The sequence below is a fragment of the Streptomyces sp. CB01201 genome (assembly GCF_002803085.1).
GTDB classification, from domain to species: Bacteria; Actinomycetota; Actinomycetes; order Streptomycetales; family Streptomycetaceae; genus Streptomyces; species Streptomyces hundungensis.
This window is the reverse complement of record NZ_NNBJ01000024.1, coordinates 68634-85130: the sequence shown is the minus strand read 5'-3', so window position 1 is coordinate 85130 and position 16497 is coordinate 68634. Positions and strand designations below refer to the sequence as shown.

Genomic DNA, 16497 nt, shown 5'->3' with positions numbered 1-16497 from the left:
CACAATTTCGCTAGAGCTACTTTCGGCCGGTTCCTTCGGAAGGAATCGATCGCACAGTGAGCATTTTCAGGTGTAGACGGTGAGCGTGAGGACCGCTGCGACGCCTGACGTGAGCCAGTTGGGGCTACAGCGGGCGTGACGGAAGATGCGCCAGGTCTTCAGCTTGGCGACACCTCGTACAACGGCGACCCGCAGACGGGCGTGGCCCTTGTTGAACGCCCGGTACTTCTCGGGAAGTTCGCAGCCTGCGGTGCGCTTGATCGGGGTCTCGAAGATGCCGCCGGCGCCGACGTAGCCCTTGTCGGCGAGCACGGCGATGCCGAGTTCTTCGCAGATGGCGATGATGCGGTCGGTCCGGGCGGCGGTGTCGCAAGCGGCAACATAACCGGCAATCTCGATCACCGGCCGGCGCCCCCGGGTGACGGTGCGCGGCTCGGTCGCCGGCCCCAGCGCCTCGCAGACCTCAGCGGCCACAAGCTCGTTGTAGAGCGCGGAGGCGGCCACTGTGTTCTCGTGCAGGGCCAGGGGTGGATCGAGTTCCACTTCCCGTGCAGACGCTGCCCCTTCACTGAGAGCAGCAGATGGTCATGGAGCAGCGGCATACCGGAGCGTGCCTCGTAGTGGCGGAAGCGGGCGGCGACCAGACCGCCGGGCGGTCGGACCCGGTAGATGCCGTCCTTGCCGTACCGAATCCCCGCGACCTCGTCCTCGATCCACTCCAGCACCCGCTCGATCGCCCGCTCGTGCGCTGCCTCGATCCCCCGCCGGGTCTCCTCCTCCTCCAGCGCCCACAGGAGGTAGATCGTCGGCTGCGGCCGGAACACGAAATCGACTCCGGTGACCGTCACCCGGCGTCCAAGGGCGCCGGCCTTGAACGCCTTCTTCGGAGAGGCGCCCTTGGCGAGCCGGTCGGCCTCGAGCCGGTCCGCGTCCGGGTGCCGGCCGCGCTCCCCGAAGAGGTTCCGCAGCTGCGCCTCGGTGACCTCCTCTCCCGGCGCGAGTCCGAGCACGGCAAGTCCCCGGCCCATCCATCGCCCGGCCGGGACACCGGCTTGCTCCTGTGCCTCGCGCAGCGGCATGCGAGCTGGGCGGCGGCCGTCTCCGACGACGGTCTCGCGCAGGTAGTAGCGGTACATCTGACCGTCCCGGACGAGCTTGATATCCACTGTCATGGAGACCACGCCACACCGCTCTGACCTGCAAGAAAAGGCCGATCAGCGGGACGTCCCGCCAGGGGCTCTCCGGCAGCACTCACACCCAGCCCGGACAACACCATCCAGCACCACTGAGCAACATTCAGCACCACGGAACGAACACCACCAAGAGCACCGCCTACAGCAGCCCCCGGCACACGCCGGGGGCTTCGCCGTGCTGACCGGAGGAGACCACCGTGCCCACCTTCGAGACCTGCCCCCGCTTCACCGCCGACCTTCAGCACCTCACCCCCGCCGCCCAACGCCATCGCTTCCGCCGCGTGGTGCTGGACGCCTTCGTGCCGGACCTGCGCACCAGCCGCCAGTTCTGCCCCGGCTTACGGATCAAGGGCGTAAGCCGGGCATCCGGCGTCTTCGAACTCACCTGGGACGGCAACGGCCGCGCAACCTGGCAGTACGGCAAGGAGATAGTCCACGGCGAGCAGCACATCGTCTGGCGCCGCATCGGCACCCACGACATCCTCACCGGCCCCTGAACTGGCTGTCGTTCGGACGCGAGAGTTCGGTTGGAATCGACGGAAGCGCTTCAAGACCTTCGTGGAAACCAGGTCGTCCCGCGGCGCAAGCATGCCGAACTGATACGGCCGCGAAGCTCTTCGCTCGGCCCGCTGTCTGGAGGGATCTCTCGCGCCCCAAGGGGTGAGAGAGGGGCCGACCAAACTGCAGGCCCTGTCTCGTGTGACCGGACGGATGCCGCGAGCCCAGAGCAGACGGCGGTATTTGTCGTGGTCGTAGCCGCGGTCGGCGAGGAGGGCGTCGGGACGGCGTCTGGTCGGCCGACCACGCCGAAAACTGCCGGGATCTTGTCGATCAGGGGCAGCAGTTGTGTGACGTCGTTGCGGTTTCCGCCGGTCAGCGACACCGTGAGCGGGATGCCCTGGGCGTCGGTGACGACATGGTGCCTGCTGCCCGGCGTGCTCGGTCGACGGGGCTGGGTCCGCTTTTGGGCCCCGCCGATCGGCCCACACGTGGAGGAGCCGATCACCTCCCGCGATCAAGTCCAGCTTCTTCGCGGCTCGCAGCTTCTCCAGCAGCACCAGGTGCAACCGGTCCCAGACACCGGCATCGTTCCAGGCGGCCAGACGCCGCCAGCACGTCATGCCCGAGCCGAAGCCCAGCTTGAGGCAGGTACTCCCGCTGGATGCCGGTGTGCAGCACGAACAAAACTGCCGGTCCGGCACCCGAGGTCTGCCTTCGATCAGCTTCGGCCCCGGCTCAGGCAGCAACGGCTCGATCAGCGACCGCAGTTCATCCGACACGATCCACGGTCGCGGCTGACGTTCCCCCATGGCCAGAGCAACGACCAGCCGAGCCAAAGTCACATGATCAGCAAATTCTGTTAGGACCTCTTACTCGGTGTCGGCGCGGACAGCGAGCGCCGGCACGGTCTTACCGGACATAGTGCTGCTCCCCATGACCAGTACTTGGTCACCCAGCTGCGTGACGAACCATGGCATGACGCAGGGGCTCTCGAGGGCGGGGTACTGCTGGCCCGTCGGGCAGATGCGATCATGGGTCGCCTTGATGAGTACGGTGCCAGTCGTCTCTCGGATGTGAATCACGTAGTACGTGTAGTTCGCCGAGTTGCCGATCGAGGACGTGGCCATCGCGTAGAAGCCGCCCCCGCGGGCAGGTGCCAGGCTGCTCGGAGAGAGTCCCGAGATCGGTATCCGGGTTCCGGGCAGATTGCCAGATATCTGCAGGCGGTGAGGGTCCTTTCCCGGGGGCAGGACGAGCATGTCTGCCAAGGTCTGGCCGGTGGGCTGAACGTAGGCGGTTCCCGATTCATCAACGGTACCGAGCCCTTCCCGAGGTCCCCCGGGCTTGCCGTAGAGCGAGGTGGCCTTGCCGTCTTTCAGGGCCCAGACGCTCCGGCCGTCCAAGATGATGACCGAGCCGTCGGAACGCGCTCCGATCGGCCTGGGGTCCGCGAACTGATACGAAGTCTGCACCGGGCCAAAGCCGCCCTTACTGTCGACCTGGATCAGGCCGCTGTCTCCGCCGATCATCACGCCCCCGTCGGGTGTGGCGGCCATACCGCGGGCGACGGTTGGGTACGAGATGTGCGCGAAGCGGCTGACCTTCCCCTGTGGCGTCATGCGCAGGAGGTCGAAGTACTTGCTGGCGTTCATCATGAAGACGTCGCCCGAGCGGTCCCAGGCCAAGGAACTGCTGTGGGCGCTTCCGGCGACGGCGTAATTGACGTCGTAGTGCGTGCTCAGCTCGCCGAGGGCAAAGGAGACCACCTTGCCCCGCTCCGGATCAGGGAAGACAGGGCGCGCATGGCCGCCTGCTGAGCAGGCGGTGAGCGGCAGTGTCAGCGCGACAGACGGGACGAGGATGCGCCGCATCCATGCTCGAACCTTATTTGCCATCAGGTGAGACCTCAGTGTGGTCGAAGCCGGTCTGGAAGGCGTTTATGTATGTGGCCCGATCGTCTTGCGTCGACGACCAGTTGTTGAAGTCGCCGTTGTTCCAGGCATTGGGAGCGATGGTCTTGGTCTGAGGGTCGTACCACGGGGCGTTCGCCGGAGCCGGAATCTTTCCCGCGCGGATCAGTCCTTGAGCAATCGCCGGGGAGAAGGTCAGGTACTGCTGTTTTGCTTCCTCCTGGTTGAGGGCCTCCTGTTTGCCGGCGTTGCCCGTGAAGAAGGGATCATTGTCCGGGGCGATGATCGTTCTTCCCACAGTCACCAGGTTCTGCGAGTACTTGAGACCCTTTGCGGCCAGTTTGGCCGCACCCTGGAGCGTTTCTCCCTCGGGCGCCGACACAGCGGGAATCCATCCGAAGATGTTCCCGGCATAGTTGAGGACCATCATGTTGTGCTTGTGTTCCTCGTCCAGTTGCTGGGCCTCGGTGTAGGTGGCGCTGAGTTTCGCCTTCGTGAACAATCCGGCGAGGCTTCCCATGTTGGTGAGGTCGTTAGTGGCGTGTGCGCTGCCCGCTGCCTCTGATACCTGCGTGTGCAGCGTGGTGTCGAACATGGCCGCAGCGTCGGCGTTGTTCCTCGCGAACAGTTTCATGACATTAACCAGCTCTTTCGGGTTGGAGCCCAGGACATGGCGGGAGTAGCCATGCGAGTCAGGACCCGCCAGCACGCTGGTGGCGCCGAGCTGGTCGGCCCAGGTACCGGTGATGCCGGCCAGGGCGACCGCAGTGCCTTTCGGGTAGGTCTGGAACTGCTCTTTCTTGTCGGCTTCATCCCGTTTGGAGAAGATGTCTTCTTCCTTCGCCGCCGCGATCAGGATGTTGCTCGCCGCCTGGCCGGACTGGTCCACGTGACCGGGGCTGCGGTCATTGGCCGCAAGGGTGAGGACACGGAACACCGCGTCGGACTCGTCGATCGGCCCCTTGGGCCCAGGAATCTCCCAGTGGTAGTCGACCAGTTGCCGGGCGTTGCGCAGGCCTGCGCCCTCGGATGCGGTGAGCAGGTCTCGTGATGCCTGCGCGTTCTCGCCTATGCGGTTCATGAGGGCGAGAGCGGGGTCATTGGCCTGAATGGCTGAGATGAGCCGCGAACCGGCGTCCGGGTCTGTGTACTGGGGGTCCAGACCGAGCGACTGGTACCAGTTGTGGACGCCCGGCGACGTGTAGTAGCCGTACATGCCGCTGTTCCCGATGCGGGGCATGTAGTCGGGCCGCATTCCGTTCCGGCCCGACTGCTTGGCGCGCCAGTCCAGCATTGCCCCGCCGACATCGGACAGAGCCTTCGGGTTCCACAGATCACCCTTCGGGCCGTACTTGAAGAGCACGCCGACGGACCACATGTCGCCGTTGGGCGGGTTGGTCAGTGCTGCGAGGTAGTTGGGCGCCGGGTGGGGGTAATTGCCCTTGACCGCCAGGTCGCTCATGACCTGAGTAGCCTTGCCGTACTGGGCGAGGATCTTCTCGGACTGAGGGCTGAACAGGGCGCCGTTGTGGGTGCCGTCCTGTTCGTGCAGGATGCTCGGCACCCTGGTGGCATCGGTGATCCCACCAGCGATCATGAACGCTGTCATGTAGGCGGGGTCGTCCTGGTGGTCGGCGAGGGAGCGGGCGATCGCCTGGATGTCCTCGCGGGAGGTCTCGGACTTCGGGTCGTCGAGCGCCTTCTTGAGGATCGCGGCCTCCTGCTGAGCCTCCTTGGGGCTCTGCGCACTGACGTCCTTCATGTCCCAAGGAATGCCGATGATGTCCCCTTGCGGAGTGCAGAGGAACACTGCACCGCCGGCCTCCTCCAGGGTGCGGGCCAGGTCAGCACGCTTGGACATGTCACGGAAGTCGTCCCCCACCGCCCGTGTCTGCTGGGCGATCAGGGACAGGTCGAGGCCGCTGTGCCAGGACGTGAAGTTCTTGCGGATCAAGGCTCCGTGCTTGGCCAGGGCCTGCTCCAAGTCTCCGAGTCGGTCAGCGAGTTTCCGCACCTCAACCGGGTCGACGCCGACGTAATCTCCCATGACGCAGTGCTCCTTTGTGTGACAGTGACAGCGTGCAGTCTTCGACCGCAGTCAGCGGCGACTGCTTTCTGACCCGTGACCCCCCGGGCGGTGAACCGGCCGAGCAGCCGATGATGCCGAGTACCAGCAGCCGCAGCCATCAGCGGTTGACTGCCTGGATCTCCTGGACAGCCATGCCCCGGGGCGTGTCGAAGGTGCCGTGCCGGTCACCCTTTGTGCCGCCTGAGCCCTCCCACGAGACCTGCCATGTGATCGATGCCTTCAACCGGTACGGCTGGCCGTTGGTGGCTCGCAGGTAGGCGATCCCGCATGGCGGGCGCTTGTTCGCGTCGCCAGCAGTGTAGGGAGCGCCGATGGATCCGTCGGCGTTGATCGTGCAGTCGCCGGAAGCTGGGTATGTCGCGGCGTCGGACGTGCCCGGGTCGAGGTGCAGGGCGACGGGCTTCGCTGTCGTCTCCGCCCACACACCGACCTGCGGCAGCTCGGCGCGGACTTTGACCGGCTGAAACGTGACCTTGTCCAGCCACCCCCAGATCGGAAGATTCACCGTGTCCTTGGCGGTGGACCTCAGCTCGACCTCGGTCTTCGGGACATTGATCTTGTTGTAGGCGTAGGCGGCCAGGACATCGGGAGTGGGGGCGTTTTTGTCGTTCGGCAGGGTCGGGGCGTTCTGCCAGAACAGGGTCTGCTCGCAGACGGCGGACTCGGGGTCGCTCGCCCGCTCCTTGTTGACCACCCCGCGCCAGAACATACCGTCCTTACCGAGGTTGTAGTTCAGGTAGCCCGCTCCGCTCCCGAACTCGGCCTTGCCCTTCTCGTAGTGGTCCACCATCAGCTCCTCGCCCCAGCTGAGAGTCGGAGTGACGGGCACCAGATCCCCGTTGGGGTCCTTCTTGAGAAGGTCCACGCTGTCCTTGAGTTGCTCGGGCGTAGCCGCCGGCTCATACCAGCACGCCGGGGGTTGCCAGTTGGGGTCGGCATCCTGAGCTACAAGCGGTCAGCACCAGCGCGGCAGATGCGGTGAGCGCGGCCACAACAAGCCGGGCGGGGCGATTCACTGTGGACTCCCGTACAGGTGGGGGGACTCAAGCCCACCAACGCTACCCATGGGGTACGCGGTGCCACCAGTGGGGTCTGCGTCAAGATCGCATGAGCCGAGAGGCGCCATCACAGGAACTGGTGGCTTTGCTCCGTCCAGCATGGGATCGGTCAGCGCGCATGTCTGGTGAGGCGCGATCAGGAGGTACGTACTTGGTCCCGGGCTGCTGCAAGGCGCTCAATTCCGGGCGGGCGCTGGAACCTTCTCACGGCTCGTACGGCACTGCACGGCTCGGCGCCCGACGCACGCGGACGGCAGCAACCTCCCCCCGATGCCGTCTTCCGCCGCTACTGAACTTGATCGAGTGATGTCGGTGCCGTTCGCCTGACCGCCGGCTGTGGGTACCGATAGGCGTTGAGTATCGGGTAGGAGCAGGGAGGTCCATGGCGGCAAGGGGTACGACTATCGCTGCGCCGGCGGCCACGCTCGCGATCATCACCAGGGGCATCGCGCGGAAGCGTGCTGAGGCCTCCCAGGGGCTGGGACGTCATCGCTGGACCGTGGAGCGAACCGTCGCCTGGCTCGCCGGATGCCGCCGCCTGCACCATAGGTACGCACGCAAGGCAAGGCATCCTCGCCATCGCCGCCGCTCTGGTCTGCTACCGCAGGCTTGCGAAGGTCATCGACTCGACGTGATCCGTAGAGTACGACTCTACAGGCGCTGCCCAAGGCGATTGATTGCGCCGAGTACACACCGTCGAGGAACTCATGACTGACTACCTGGCGGCCGTAATGGCGATGCTCGGTCCGGCCCAGAACCGCCATGCGGACCCGGTTGCCTGGGACCGTCTCCACGCAGAACTCGGCCTGCAGCTTCCGCCCGACTACCAGGTCCTTGTAGACGCGTTCGCCCCCATCCAGATCAACAGGCACCTCTACCTCTTCCGCCCGGCGACCGAGTGGTGGAACCTGGGCCAAGACATCCGCAGCAAGGTCAAGGCGTGGTCCGAGGTGCCTTGGGACGACCTCGGTCTTGACGCGGATGAGGACCCCCGTCAGCTCTTCGGCCTCGACGAGCTGAGCTTCGGCACCCGCACCGGGCTGTGGCCGATCGCGAGCACCGACCGAGGAGAGAACATCTTCCTGCTCGCTGCCCCAGATACGCCGAGACTGGTGGTGAACTTTGACGAGACCTGGGCAGAGCACCGTACGAGCTTCGCGGAATGGCTCTACCGCTACCTCATCGGCGAAGACATGTGCGGGCCCAACAGCGCAGTCTTTTACCGCGGTCCCGTGGAGTTGCGGCGCCTCCCGATGTCCGCTGACGAACGCTCGGAACCTTGGTATGGCCCAGACCGCGGCATGTGAGATGGCAGCGCTCCCCTCACAGCGGCAACCTGATGAGATCACTTATAAGTCACAGGCAGGAAGGGTGCTTCTTCAACAAGGGAAATACTGGCATTTCAGCTAGCGCGGAAGCGCTGTGGGGCTCCCTGACGGCTTCTCAGCTACCCGAACGTCCCGACATACCGGGGTTGGAGTGTTCGACGCTTCAAGGCGCCGTTACGCGTGTCTCTTTCGCGTTATTTACGCGCAAATGCCCGACCTGTTAATGTTTGAAAATTTGGAGTGTCAGGCCGCGAATGCCCGGACACGTCGCTTCATGGTCAGCGTTCCAGGGCGATGAACTTCCCGACGGCTAGGGCCCCCTCCGCGGTGGCGTCTCGTACAAGGGAGAGCCTGCTCGTCGGAGCGGACGTGCATCCAAGGGGGTGAGGGGCACGAGTTGAGTTACGGCTCATTGCCGACTATGCACAGGAGTCTTTCGAGAATTGTTCCGCTCATAGGACAGAGGCGGCGCATCCCGTGTGATCCGGCGCCGCGATGGTACCGACGGCGTCCTCATCGGCCTGTGACGGCCGGCCGTCTTGCATCTTCGCGTCGAGTCACGCGAAGAGACCTTCCACTCTCCTCTTCGGCCCCGGCCACGACGACTCCGAGAACGACACCTACGACCCCGCCGGGGCAACCCAAGACAACGCCGTGCCGGCATCGCCTTCGTGTACGACCTGCGCGGCGCCGACGGCCACTTCCGAGTCGGCCTCCGCGTCAAGCAGGTCAGTGGATTCGAGAGATCAGGGGAGCAGACGTGCGCGTTCTGGCGAGCGTCCCGGCCCGGTTCTGCCGGAGGATCCATTCGTTAGGTGCCTCCCGCTGATCCAGTGGTCAGGCGCGGTCGCCTCTCCCTCCCGCGGATCCGAGCTCGGGCACATCCTTGGGCATGGGTGCGCTTCCACAGCCAAGTCACGCTGTCATTCGATCATTTTTGATCATCAGGAAATTCCGGGTGGCTCACACCGTAAGAGAGGAGTGCAGCGCGCACGGCGCTGCCGGGACCAGACAATCGGGAGCCGGAATGACGCCCTGGGAGATGGTCGGGTACATCCCGGCCGTGGCTGGCGCTGTACATGCGCTGGGCGGTGTCTGGCGCCAGCCATGGGCGGTGACTCTACGAAGGTGCCGCCAGGAGAGATCACGTTGGAGAGCGGAGCGGCGCTGTACTGGTACCGGGGTAGCGCCGCAGGGTGCGGACCGGATGATTTTCGTCTGCTACGAGCTGCCGGGCGGGGGACGGTTGATGGTGTGGTCGATAGCTTCAGTCACCGCTCCCCCGTGTTCCGTAGACGCCCGCACGGGAGCGGGCCCGTGGTAGAAGAGGAGTCGCCAGGTGAGCACCCGGTCAGCGATCAGGTGCGTCGGCTGTTCGAGGCCAACTATCCGGAATACGTCCGGTACGTGAGTTCCTCGCTGCATCGCCGGTTCCCGTCCCTGCGGGAACTGATCGAGGACATCGCACACGAGGCGCTGTTGCGGACATGGGAGGCATGGAGCACAGGGAGGCAGCCAGCCGCCCGCGATCCTCTGCCGTACATGTATACGACGGCACGGAACCTGGCGCTCGATGCCGTCGCCGGCCGTGAAGCTCCCATGTCGGAAGCCGACTTGGGGTTGCTCGTGGAGCGAAGCCGACCTCCGTGTCATGAAGTGCTGACGCCGCTTGATCCTTTGGACGACATCGTTCGCCCCGCCGTCGCCGGCATGAAGGACACCCAGCGCAGAGCAGTCGCCGACCAGCAGGTACGGGGCGGAGACGAGGACACCATCGCGGCCAGCCTGCAGGTACCGCGTCAGCAGGTGCGTTCACTGGCCAGCAAGGCAGCCCGCGAGCTGCGCGACATGGCTGAGGTGAAGCCGCACATCCGCCCAGGGCATCTCAGAAGGCAGCGGCGCGGGGAAGAGGACTCAGGTGAGTGACGTGCGTAGCAACCACGACGGCCGAGGAACAAAGGGCGGGCCCGAGGCTGTAGTTGGTCTCGCTGAACTGCTTTCCAGGGCGAAGGGGCCGTTCGATCATTGGGACCGTCCCAATGGCGACTGGAGTACCCACCCGCCTTGCAGCCCGGCAGCAGCAGAGCAGCGCCGGCATGCCAACTCCTGCTACCGGCTGGGCACCAAGGCACTGCGGGCCGGAGACTGGGAGCCGGCTGAGAACTGGCTACGGCAGGCGTATGTACAGCAGCACCCTGGAGCAGCGTTCCGGTTGACCGTGGTGTTCTACCGCCGCGGTGACCTCCTCCTGCAGTCGGCCGCTACGGCCGGAAGGCTGATGACGGCGCTCGGCGACGCCGCACGCTGGGGCCATCGGGATGCCCAGCTCCTGCTGACCGCGCCCAGGGCACAGCAGCTGCCCGGCGGGAGCAAACTGCGCAGTGAACGCGGGGAATTGGAGGATCCCGAGTTCGCCCGAGATGTAGGGGAGGCTCTTGCAATCGTCCGGCATCCTGGACTCTGCGGGACCGACGCCGTGACCTCGGTCGGCGCCGGGCAGCCACTGCCTCATGTCCCGGCCGGCCCACCGTCTGTTCCGCCGGGCCCGGCTGGGGCGACGACGGGCCCTGTGTTCGTGGCCGGCATCAGCCAGTTGTGGTCGCCTGCTCCCCTGCGCGCCGCGCCGCTGCGCGGTCTGGCCCAGCAGGTATCGCCAGAGCCGCACTCCCCCGACCAGTGGCAGTCCGCGCTGCGCGTTCTCGACGTGCTCGACATCATCAGCGGCGCGTCCCGTCCTGTCAGCGCAGAGCACCTCGCGCAGAGAACCAGCCGCTCTCGGCCAGTCCTCGCACAGCTGCTGCGGTGGCTGTGCGAGCAGGGCCTGACCACTGCACTCGATGACGGCAGCTATCTCCCCGGCCCCGTCCTGCGGCTGATGTCCGCACCCGGCAGTACGCACGCCGAGCACGTCCTGCGGCACGCCCTGGTAGGGCTCCGCGACACTGTCGGGGCGGCCGTCTATGTCAGCAGCTATACCGATGGCGAAGTCACCATCTCGCAGTACGCGGACGGCCCCACCGCGCCCAAGGTCCATGAGTGGGTCGACTTCCGGGCGGCCGCCGACGCGAGCGCTGTCGGCAAGAGCCTGCTCGCCCAACTCGACTTCGACAGCCGCATGGACCACCTCTCCCGCCGCCAACCCGTGCGGCTGACCGCGCGCACCATCACCAACCACCACGCCCTGTTCCACGCCCTCGACGCACACGGCCCCCAGGCTGCCCAGTTCGATCTGCTGGAGTACTCCACCCAGGAGGTCTGCGTGGCCATTCCTCTGACAGTCGCCGGACAGGTCGGCTGCGTTGCTCTGTCCCTGCCCGCTGCGCAGCGGCACCGGCTTGTCGATGCGGCACGCACTCTCAGCAACCGGTCGGCGGGACTGCTGCTTTCGCTGCTGCTCGCCCGGCCGTCTCCCGCCGAAGCCGCCAGCGCAGGGCCCAGCGACGGTCGCCCCCCGGGAAGCAGTGTCGGTGCCACTCCCCCGCCAGGCCCGGCGCCGGCGAGCTGCGGGCCCCTGTCCGGGCAGAGTGCGGGACCGGCCACTCCGATGCTGGCGGCCGCGGTGGCCCTGCCGTTGCTCGGACTGCATCTGCCCCCCAGCATCAGCACCCCGGTCCCCCGCATCCGCCATCTCGTCAGCAACAGTCCTTGCGGAAGGGGCGTAAATAGCTGATGCCCAGAGGCACCGGCGCGTTCTGGGCATCAGCTGGGTGATGGGTGCTCTCAGCTGACTGTCGGGCTCCGCGCGTCGATCAGACGCTGGATAAGCCTGTCGCGCTGAGCTTCGTCCATCTTCTCGACCACGATGTCCGCGACCGCGTCGCCGTCCTGCCACGGCATTCTGACGACCTTGCGCGCAGCCTCCGAGGCCCACGGGGCTTCCGCCTCCGGCACCGCCGGGATCACAGTGGCCTGCACAGCGGGATCCGCAGGGGTGCTTACGCCGTAAGCACCCCCGCTGGACGGAGTGGACTCGGGCCCCGGGGTGCTTACGGCGTAAGCACCCCGGGGCTTGTCGTCCTTGCGCTGTTTCCGCTTGGCCAGGGCGTCCTGGACAGCATGCTGCTGCTGCTGAGCGGGGAGCTTCCCGACACTGCGGGCGACCTCGACTGGGAGCGTCTTGTCCTCGACCGCCTGCTGCAGCTCGGGGGTCAGTTTCAGCAGCGCCATCCGCTGGGTCACCCAGCCGCTGGACTTCCCCAGAGCCCGGGCTACGGCCCGCTGCGAGCCGTGGACCTCGATCAGCCGCTGCAGGGCCTTCGCCTCGTCCAGCGGGTCGAGGTCCTCATGCTGCACAGCGGCGATGAGGGCGGTCTCCAGCAGCGTGTCGGGATCGTCAGCCAGGGCGTCGTCGATATGGACAGGCAGCTCGTCCAGGCCGGCCATGGTGGCACCCGCAAGGCGCCGGTTGCCGTCGACGACGACGAACTCGGCGCTCCCGAGGTCGGTCTCACGGCCAGGGTGCGCCGCAAGGAAGGCCTGGCGGGTGACCACGGTGAGCGGCTGGATGATGCCGCGCGTCGTGAGGCTGTCGGCCATCTCCTCAATGGCCTTGAGTTCTTCGCGCGGGTTGAACGGGTTGTGGCTGAGCTTGGACAGTTCGACTCGCGACGTTCCCGCGGTGGCTACGGCGGCAGCTGCCGGAGCGGGCTCTTCGGCCTGGCCGGAGTAGCGGGCGAAGGAGGCGGCGCGGCTGCTGAGGGGCTGGGCTACAGCGTCGAAGGTGGGGGAGCCGCCCAGGGCATCGGCCTTGCTCATACGGCGAGCCCCCTGGTGATCTGCCGCATGCCGTGGGCCTGCTCGCATTCCGGCGCATAGTCCAGCAGCGGCTTTTGCAGGCGTACGGCTTCGCGCTGTTCCTTGCGGTCGGAGATGACAGCCAGAACAGGGGGCGTTCCCAGGGCCTTCCACTTTTCCAGGCTGGAGGTGGCGATGTAGCCGCGGCGGGAGTCGTACTTGTTGACCACGAGCCCGAGCTGTTCCACCGTCAGGTCGTAGTCCCGTACCAGGGAATCGACCTGGCTGATGAGCATGCCGTACGCCTGGGCGGAGGTGTCCTCGGCCTCCACGGGGATGATGAGGCCCGAGCGGTTGGGCTTCTCGCCGTCCCGCTGGCGTCCGTAAACGAGCGCCGCGTCCATGGCCAGGCCCAGGCTCGGAGGGGAGTCGACGACGATGACGTCGAAGTGCTCCTCGACGGACACCAGGGCGCGTTCCAGCGCGGCATGACGGGGGCCCCGGAAGACGGTGAGGCCGGAGTCGAGGAGGAAGGCGTCGAACGCGGCGGGCAGCACCCGCAGGCGGCCACCGAATCGCTCACCCTCTATGACCACGGAGAGGTCCAGCAGGGACTGCTTGGCGTCGTCCCGGTGGAGCATGTGAGTCACCAGGCTTTCCTGGCCTGCCGGGACGGCGCGGAGCCCCAGCTGGTGGGAGAGGTGTCCCTGCGGGTCGTAGTCGACCAGCAGGACCCGGTGGCCCGCTTCGGCGAGGCCCTCGGCGATGCCGGCCGACACGGCCGTCTTGCCGACGCCTCCCTTTTGATTGCACACCACCAGGCGGCGTGTGGTGTCCAAGTCGCCCGCCGGGTTGTCGGCGATCCACAGGGCCACCGCCTGCGCCAGGCCCTGGATGTAGGAGACGCCGCGGGTACGGCAGTCGCTCTTGAAGTCGTCGTAGAGACCCTCGGGCAGGTAGGTCCCGAAGGATTCGGCACCGGCCGTGTCGACCGAGGGGAGTGGCTCCTGGCACGCACGCCACGCTTCGATGCCGGCGGTGACGGCGTCCTGAACGTCCGTGTTCAGCTGCGCTGCCCGGACTTTGAGGGCCTGCCGGAGGGGAGCGGGCAGCTTGGAGACCAGCTTTTCCCGCTCACCTCCCGAGTTCGGAGATGTCATGGCGGCAGCATACTGCCGTTGATGATGCGTCAGGTGCAGATTCATGGGCGATTTGCCGGACTAAGGCGTTAGTAGATCTCTGCCAATGCACCTGCTCCCGGCTGTCTGTTGGGGGGTGCTTACGGCGTAAGCACCCCCCAACAGACAGCCTCCTGAGCTCCCCTCACAGAAACCCCATGGACCCGTCTCAACGAACTTTGACCGTTCTCGGCGAAGTTCGAAGGTGTTGCTCTCAAAGCCGAGGTTCTTCGGTGCCCTCGCACGCGAGGACTCAGGGATGTCCATCCCGTGCTGTTCCGCTGCCTCAGGATTCCGCCGATCGGCGGCCGCGCCTTGGTTGACGAAGTTCCGATGTCGTCCCGCGCCGGATCCGGCATCCCTACGTGCTGCCCGCCCGCACGCAGCCCAGCCTTCCCGACGCACCGATCAGCCATGCAGCCGGTCAAACCGCGCTGAGACTGGTCTCATTCCGTTGAGAGGGGACACCCATGTACTGCCTACCGTGCGATCACGATTGAGCACAGCACGGGTCGTGCTGTGCATCGCAACGGGTGCTTACGCCGTAAGCACCCAGCCCCTTACGGCATCGGGAGCCTCTCTCCGTGCTCCATGCCTCCTGACATGTCTCAGCGAAGATGCACCGGTCTCAACGAGGTTTGATCGGGCAGGGTCGTCCGATCTCAGGCGACGTGCCCCTGTCGCGGATGATCTGGTTCGCCGGTCCGGTTGTCAGTGAGGCGTGGGAGGCTGCGCCCATGAGCTATGACCTTGTTGTGTGGGAGGGGGAGCGGCCGGCGAATGACGCTGCTGCGGCCGAGTGCTTTCGCGATCTGTATGACCGCTTCATGGTCACGGAAGAGCCTGCGGTTCCTCCGGCTGAGCGCATAGCGGCCTTCGTCGACGCGCTCTTGCAGCGGTGGCCGGACCTCGCCGAAGACGACGATGACACCTCACCCTGGTCAACCAGTCCGCTGATCGGGGAAGCCCGCGGCGCGTTGATCTACTTCCCCATGCGCTGGAGCATGGCCGACGAGGCATCTGCCCATGCGGCTGAGGTGGCTTCATCGATGGGCCTCAACTGCTTTGACCCGCAGGCCCAGAAACTGCGACCTTGACGACGGTGCGGACGTGCAGCGTCTGGGTCCGCATGTAGATGTCGCCAAGATGGTTCACACGCGCAGCATCGCACTCAACTGGCTTATCGGCAGGCCTGTACGGAGCTGGCCTGAGCACCGGCGGGTCTTCAAAGCTACGGGCTGGGCAGGGCGGTGAGCATCGCACGGAACTGGTCGAACACAGCCTGGCCCTCGGGGGAGGGAGACCGAGAGTGTGACCCCGGCGGCAGGAGAAGGGGCGCCTCGTCGGGTCGGCTCCTCAGAGGTGGTGAGAGGGGTGGCTGTCGGCACGGCAGGGTTCAGCCACCGTGCTCAGGGAGCGAGCGGCGGTGTCCACGAAGCCGTCGCGGCCTCCCGGGCATCAGTGAGCCGCTGTCTCGTCGCCGATGTATGTGTCGGCGACTCGATCGGTGCCCAGGGTCCATGATCGTGACGGCATGACGAAGAACCACCGGCAGGGCCCAACTGGGAACTCCGCGCTCATCGACAGCAGCCGTCGATTACTCGTGGCGCAAAGATTCTCTTGCTTTGTACATGCCCTTTGTGGCTATGGTGAGCCCGGTATGCACAGGTTCTACACAAGAACTGTGAGGGCGTATCAGTCGGTGGCCGGGGGGCCCACCACGGGGGGCATCACGATGTCCGTACGGCGCTTTGCACACGATCTCGTTTGCGTGGCGCTCTGCTGAGGAAGCCCGCATGAGTACCCACCAAGAAGACCCGTACTCCGACGTATCCGCTGCGGGCGGCCTGGCACAGGCCATGAGAGATGCGGCGGCGTTGCACGGATGTGACACCCGACTGTCGCCCTGGACCACCGACCTTGTCATTATCGAAACGACTAGGGGTTTCCTGGGAGTCGACCCCGCGACCGAGCAGCGTCTGTTCCGATTGCGTGTAGAAATCATCGGGTTCGCGGTAGACGCACCCGGGTTCTCGTGGAGCATCGGCGCAACGGATGACCTCGGACGCCTCGTCGAAGCGGTTGCTGCATGGGCCGACGGCATGCCGCTCGTTGAGTTGAAGGAGAGATTCGCGTTCCTGGAGCTCGACGGCTTCGCCGGAGACTTTAAAGACGGGGTGCCGATCTCTCGGCAGTGGTCCGGTCTCATGTCGTCTGAGTTCCATCACAAGCAATGGAAGCTCCTACGCCGCCTCCATGCGGATGAGGTCCTGCGACACGCGTTCCCATCAATCACGCACGGTGCTGTGCGCCTGCGCGTAGATCCACTGGACGGAACGAGCCGCCAAGTCTGGGTTCATGAACTGGATGCAGAGCACTATCAGATTCTGCGCTCTGGTGACTCTGGCACTGATTGGCTCGATGTTCCGGGAGTTGATCTGATCGCCTGTCTACGAGGAGCCCTGCACGGCAAGTGAATCCTCGTGGGGTGGTGAGACAGAAGCCC

General features: G+C 65.8%; 13 protein-coding genes and 3 pseudogenes. 7 read left to right on the top strand and 9 right to left on the bottom strand.

Features of this window, described 5'->3' with window-relative positions; all coding sequences use genetic code 11:
* Positions 1 to 66: 66 nt before the first annotated feature.
* Both CG740_RS34995 and mobF read right to left on the bottom strand, forming a co-directional pair.
* Positions 67 to 402 carry a transposase family protein gene (locus tag CG740_RS34995; protein ID WP_159030490.1) on the bottom strand — a complete coding sequence of 112 codons (336 nt, stop codon included), beginning with the start codon at positions 400 to 402 and terminating at the stop codon, positions 67 to 69.
* A complete protein-coding gene (gene mobF, locus CG740_RS34990) occupies positions 399 to 1172 on the bottom strand; it encodes a MobF family relaxase (RefSeq protein ID WP_159030489.1) in 774 nt (257 codons plus the stop codon). The genes CG740_RS34995 and mobF overlap by 4 nt, the downstream gene beginning before the upstream one ends.
* A 218-nt stretch (positions 1173 to 1390) precedes the next feature.
* On the opposite strand from mobF, the gene CG740_RS34985 reads away from it, so the two are divergent.
* On the top strand, positions 1391 to 1690 hold the full coding sequence (locus CG740_RS34985) for a hypothetical protein (protein WP_100579347.1): 300 nt from the start codon (positions 1391 to 1393) through the stop codon (positions 1688 to 1690).
* Positions 1691 to 1740: 50 nt separating this feature from the next.
* Here the strand turns inward: CG740_RS34985 and CG740_RS42030 are convergent, their stop codons facing one another.
* From CG740_RS42030 to CG740_RS34965, 5 genes and pseudogenes are all read right to left on the bottom strand, one after another.
* On the bottom strand, positions 1741 to 2199 hold the full coding sequence (locus CG740_RS42030; protein ID WP_107488379.1) for a transposase: 459 nt from the start codon (positions 2197 to 2199) through the stop codon (positions 1741 to 1743).
* A 115-nt stretch (positions 2200 to 2314) separates the two neighbouring features.
* Positions 2315 to 2503 (bottom strand): annotated as a pseudogene (locus CG740_RS42025) (hypothetical protein); the annotation flags it as partial.
* 60 nt (positions 2504 to 2563) lie between these two features.
* Positions 2564 to 3565 (bottom strand): hypothetical protein, encoded by a 1002-nt coding sequence (locus tag CG740_RS34975; RefSeq protein WP_159030488.1) that lies wholly within the window; start codon positions 3563 to 3565, stop codon positions 2564 to 2566.
* A 13-nt stretch (positions 3566 to 3578) separates the two neighbouring features.
* The gene (locus CG740_RS34970; RefSeq protein ID WP_100579345.1) at positions 3579 to 5651 is read right to left on the bottom strand and encodes a hypothetical protein; all 2073 of its coding nucleotides are present in this window, start codon (positions 5649 to 5651) and stop codon (positions 3579 to 3581) included.
* A gap of 139 nt (positions 5652 to 5790) precedes the next feature.
* Positions 5791 to 6627: pseudogene (locus CG740_RS34965) on the bottom strand (hypothetical protein); the annotation flags it as partial.
* Between the two features lie 490 nt (positions 6628 to 7117).
* Here CG740_RS34965 and CG740_RS41280 point away from each other — a divergent pair.
* The 4 genes and pseudogenes from CG740_RS41280 to CG740_RS34945 form a co-directional block, all read left to right on the top strand.
* Positions 7118 to 7386: pseudogene (locus CG740_RS41280) on the top strand (transposase); the annotation flags it as partial.
* A 72-nt stretch (positions 7387 to 7458) separates the two neighbouring features.
* Positions 7459 to 8058, top strand: coding sequence for a hypothetical protein (locus CG740_RS34955; protein WP_100579344.1), 600 nt, complete (start codon positions 7459 to 7461; stop codon positions 8056 to 8058).
* 1338 nt (positions 8059 to 9396) lie between these two features.
* Entirely contained in the window at positions 9397 to 10005 is a 609-nt protein-coding gene (locus CG740_RS39995; protein WP_159030487.1) for an RNA polymerase sigma factor, read from the top strand.
* Positions 10006 to 10654: 649 nt separating this feature from the next.
* Positions 10655 to 11749 carry an IclR family transcriptional regulator domain-containing protein gene (locus tag CG740_RS34945; protein ID WP_234376659.1) on the top strand — a complete coding sequence of 365 codons (1095 nt, stop codon included), beginning with the start codon at positions 10655 to 10657 and terminating at the stop codon, positions 11747 to 11749.
* A gap of 50 nt (positions 11750 to 11799) precedes the next feature.
* Here CG740_RS34945 and CG740_RS34940 read toward each other — a convergent pair whose 3' ends face one another.
* On the bottom strand, positions 11800 to 12834 hold the full coding sequence (locus CG740_RS34940; protein WP_100579342.1) for a ParB/RepB/Spo0J family partition protein: 1035 nt from the start codon (positions 12832 to 12834) through the stop codon (positions 11800 to 11802).
* The gene (locus CG740_RS34935; protein ID WP_100579341.1) at positions 12831 to 13973 is read right to left on the bottom strand and encodes a ParA family protein; all 1143 of its coding nucleotides are present in this window, start codon (positions 13971 to 13973) and stop codon (positions 12831 to 12833) included. Before CG740_RS34935 ends, CG740_RS34940 begins: the two co-directional genes overlap by 4 nt.
* 755 nt (positions 13974 to 14728) lie before the next feature.
* On the opposite strand from CG740_RS34935, the gene CG740_RS34930 reads away from it, so the two are divergent.
* Together CG740_RS34930 and CG740_RS34925 are read left to right on the top strand one after the other, a co-directional pair.
* Positions 14729 to 15088, top strand: coding sequence for a hypothetical protein (locus tag CG740_RS34930; RefSeq protein WP_100579381.1), 360 nt, complete (start codon positions 14729 to 14731; stop codon positions 15086 to 15088).
* A gap of 699 nt (positions 15089 to 15787) precedes the next feature.
* Complete coding sequence (locus CG740_RS34925) at positions 15788 to 16468, top strand: hypothetical protein (RefSeq protein WP_100579340.1); 681 nt, start codon at positions 15788 to 15790, stop codon at positions 16466 to 16468.
* The last annotated feature ends 29 nt before the right edge of the window (positions 16469 to 16497 follow it).

Bases quoted from the DNA above. Each gene is read 5' to 3' on its own strand.
- CG740_RS34975 (WP_159030488.1), bottom strand. From the start codon at position 3,565: ATGCGGCGCATCCTCGTCCCGTCTGTCGCGCTGACACTGCCGCTCACC.
- CG740_RS34955 (WP_100579344.1), top strand. From the start codon at position 7,459: ATGACTGACTACCTGGCGGCCGTAATGGCGATGCTCGGTCCGGCCCAG.
- CG740_RS34970 (WP_100579345.1), bottom strand. From the start codon at position 5,651: ATGGGAGATTACGTCGGCGTCGACCCGGTTGAGGTGCGGAAACTCGCT.
- CG740_RS34935 (WP_100579341.1), bottom strand. From the start codon at position 13,973: ATGACATCTCCGAACTCGGGAGGTGAGCGGGAAAAGCTGGTCTCCAAG.
- CG740_RS34925 (WP_100579340.1), top strand. From the start codon at position 15,788: ATGAGTACCCACCAAGAAGACCCGTACTCCGACGTATCCGCTGCGGGC.
- CG740_RS34940 (WP_100579342.1), bottom strand. From the start codon at position 12,834: ATGAGCAAGGCCGATGCCCTGGGCGGCTCCCCCACCTTCGACGCTGTA.
- mobF (WP_159030489.1), bottom strand. From the start codon at position 1,172: ATGACAGTGGATATCAAGCTCGTCCGGGACGGTCAGATGTACCGCTAC.
- CG740_RS34930 (WP_100579381.1), top strand. From the start codon at position 14,729: ATGAGCTATGACCTTGTTGTGTGGGAGGGGGAGCGGCCGGCGAATGAC.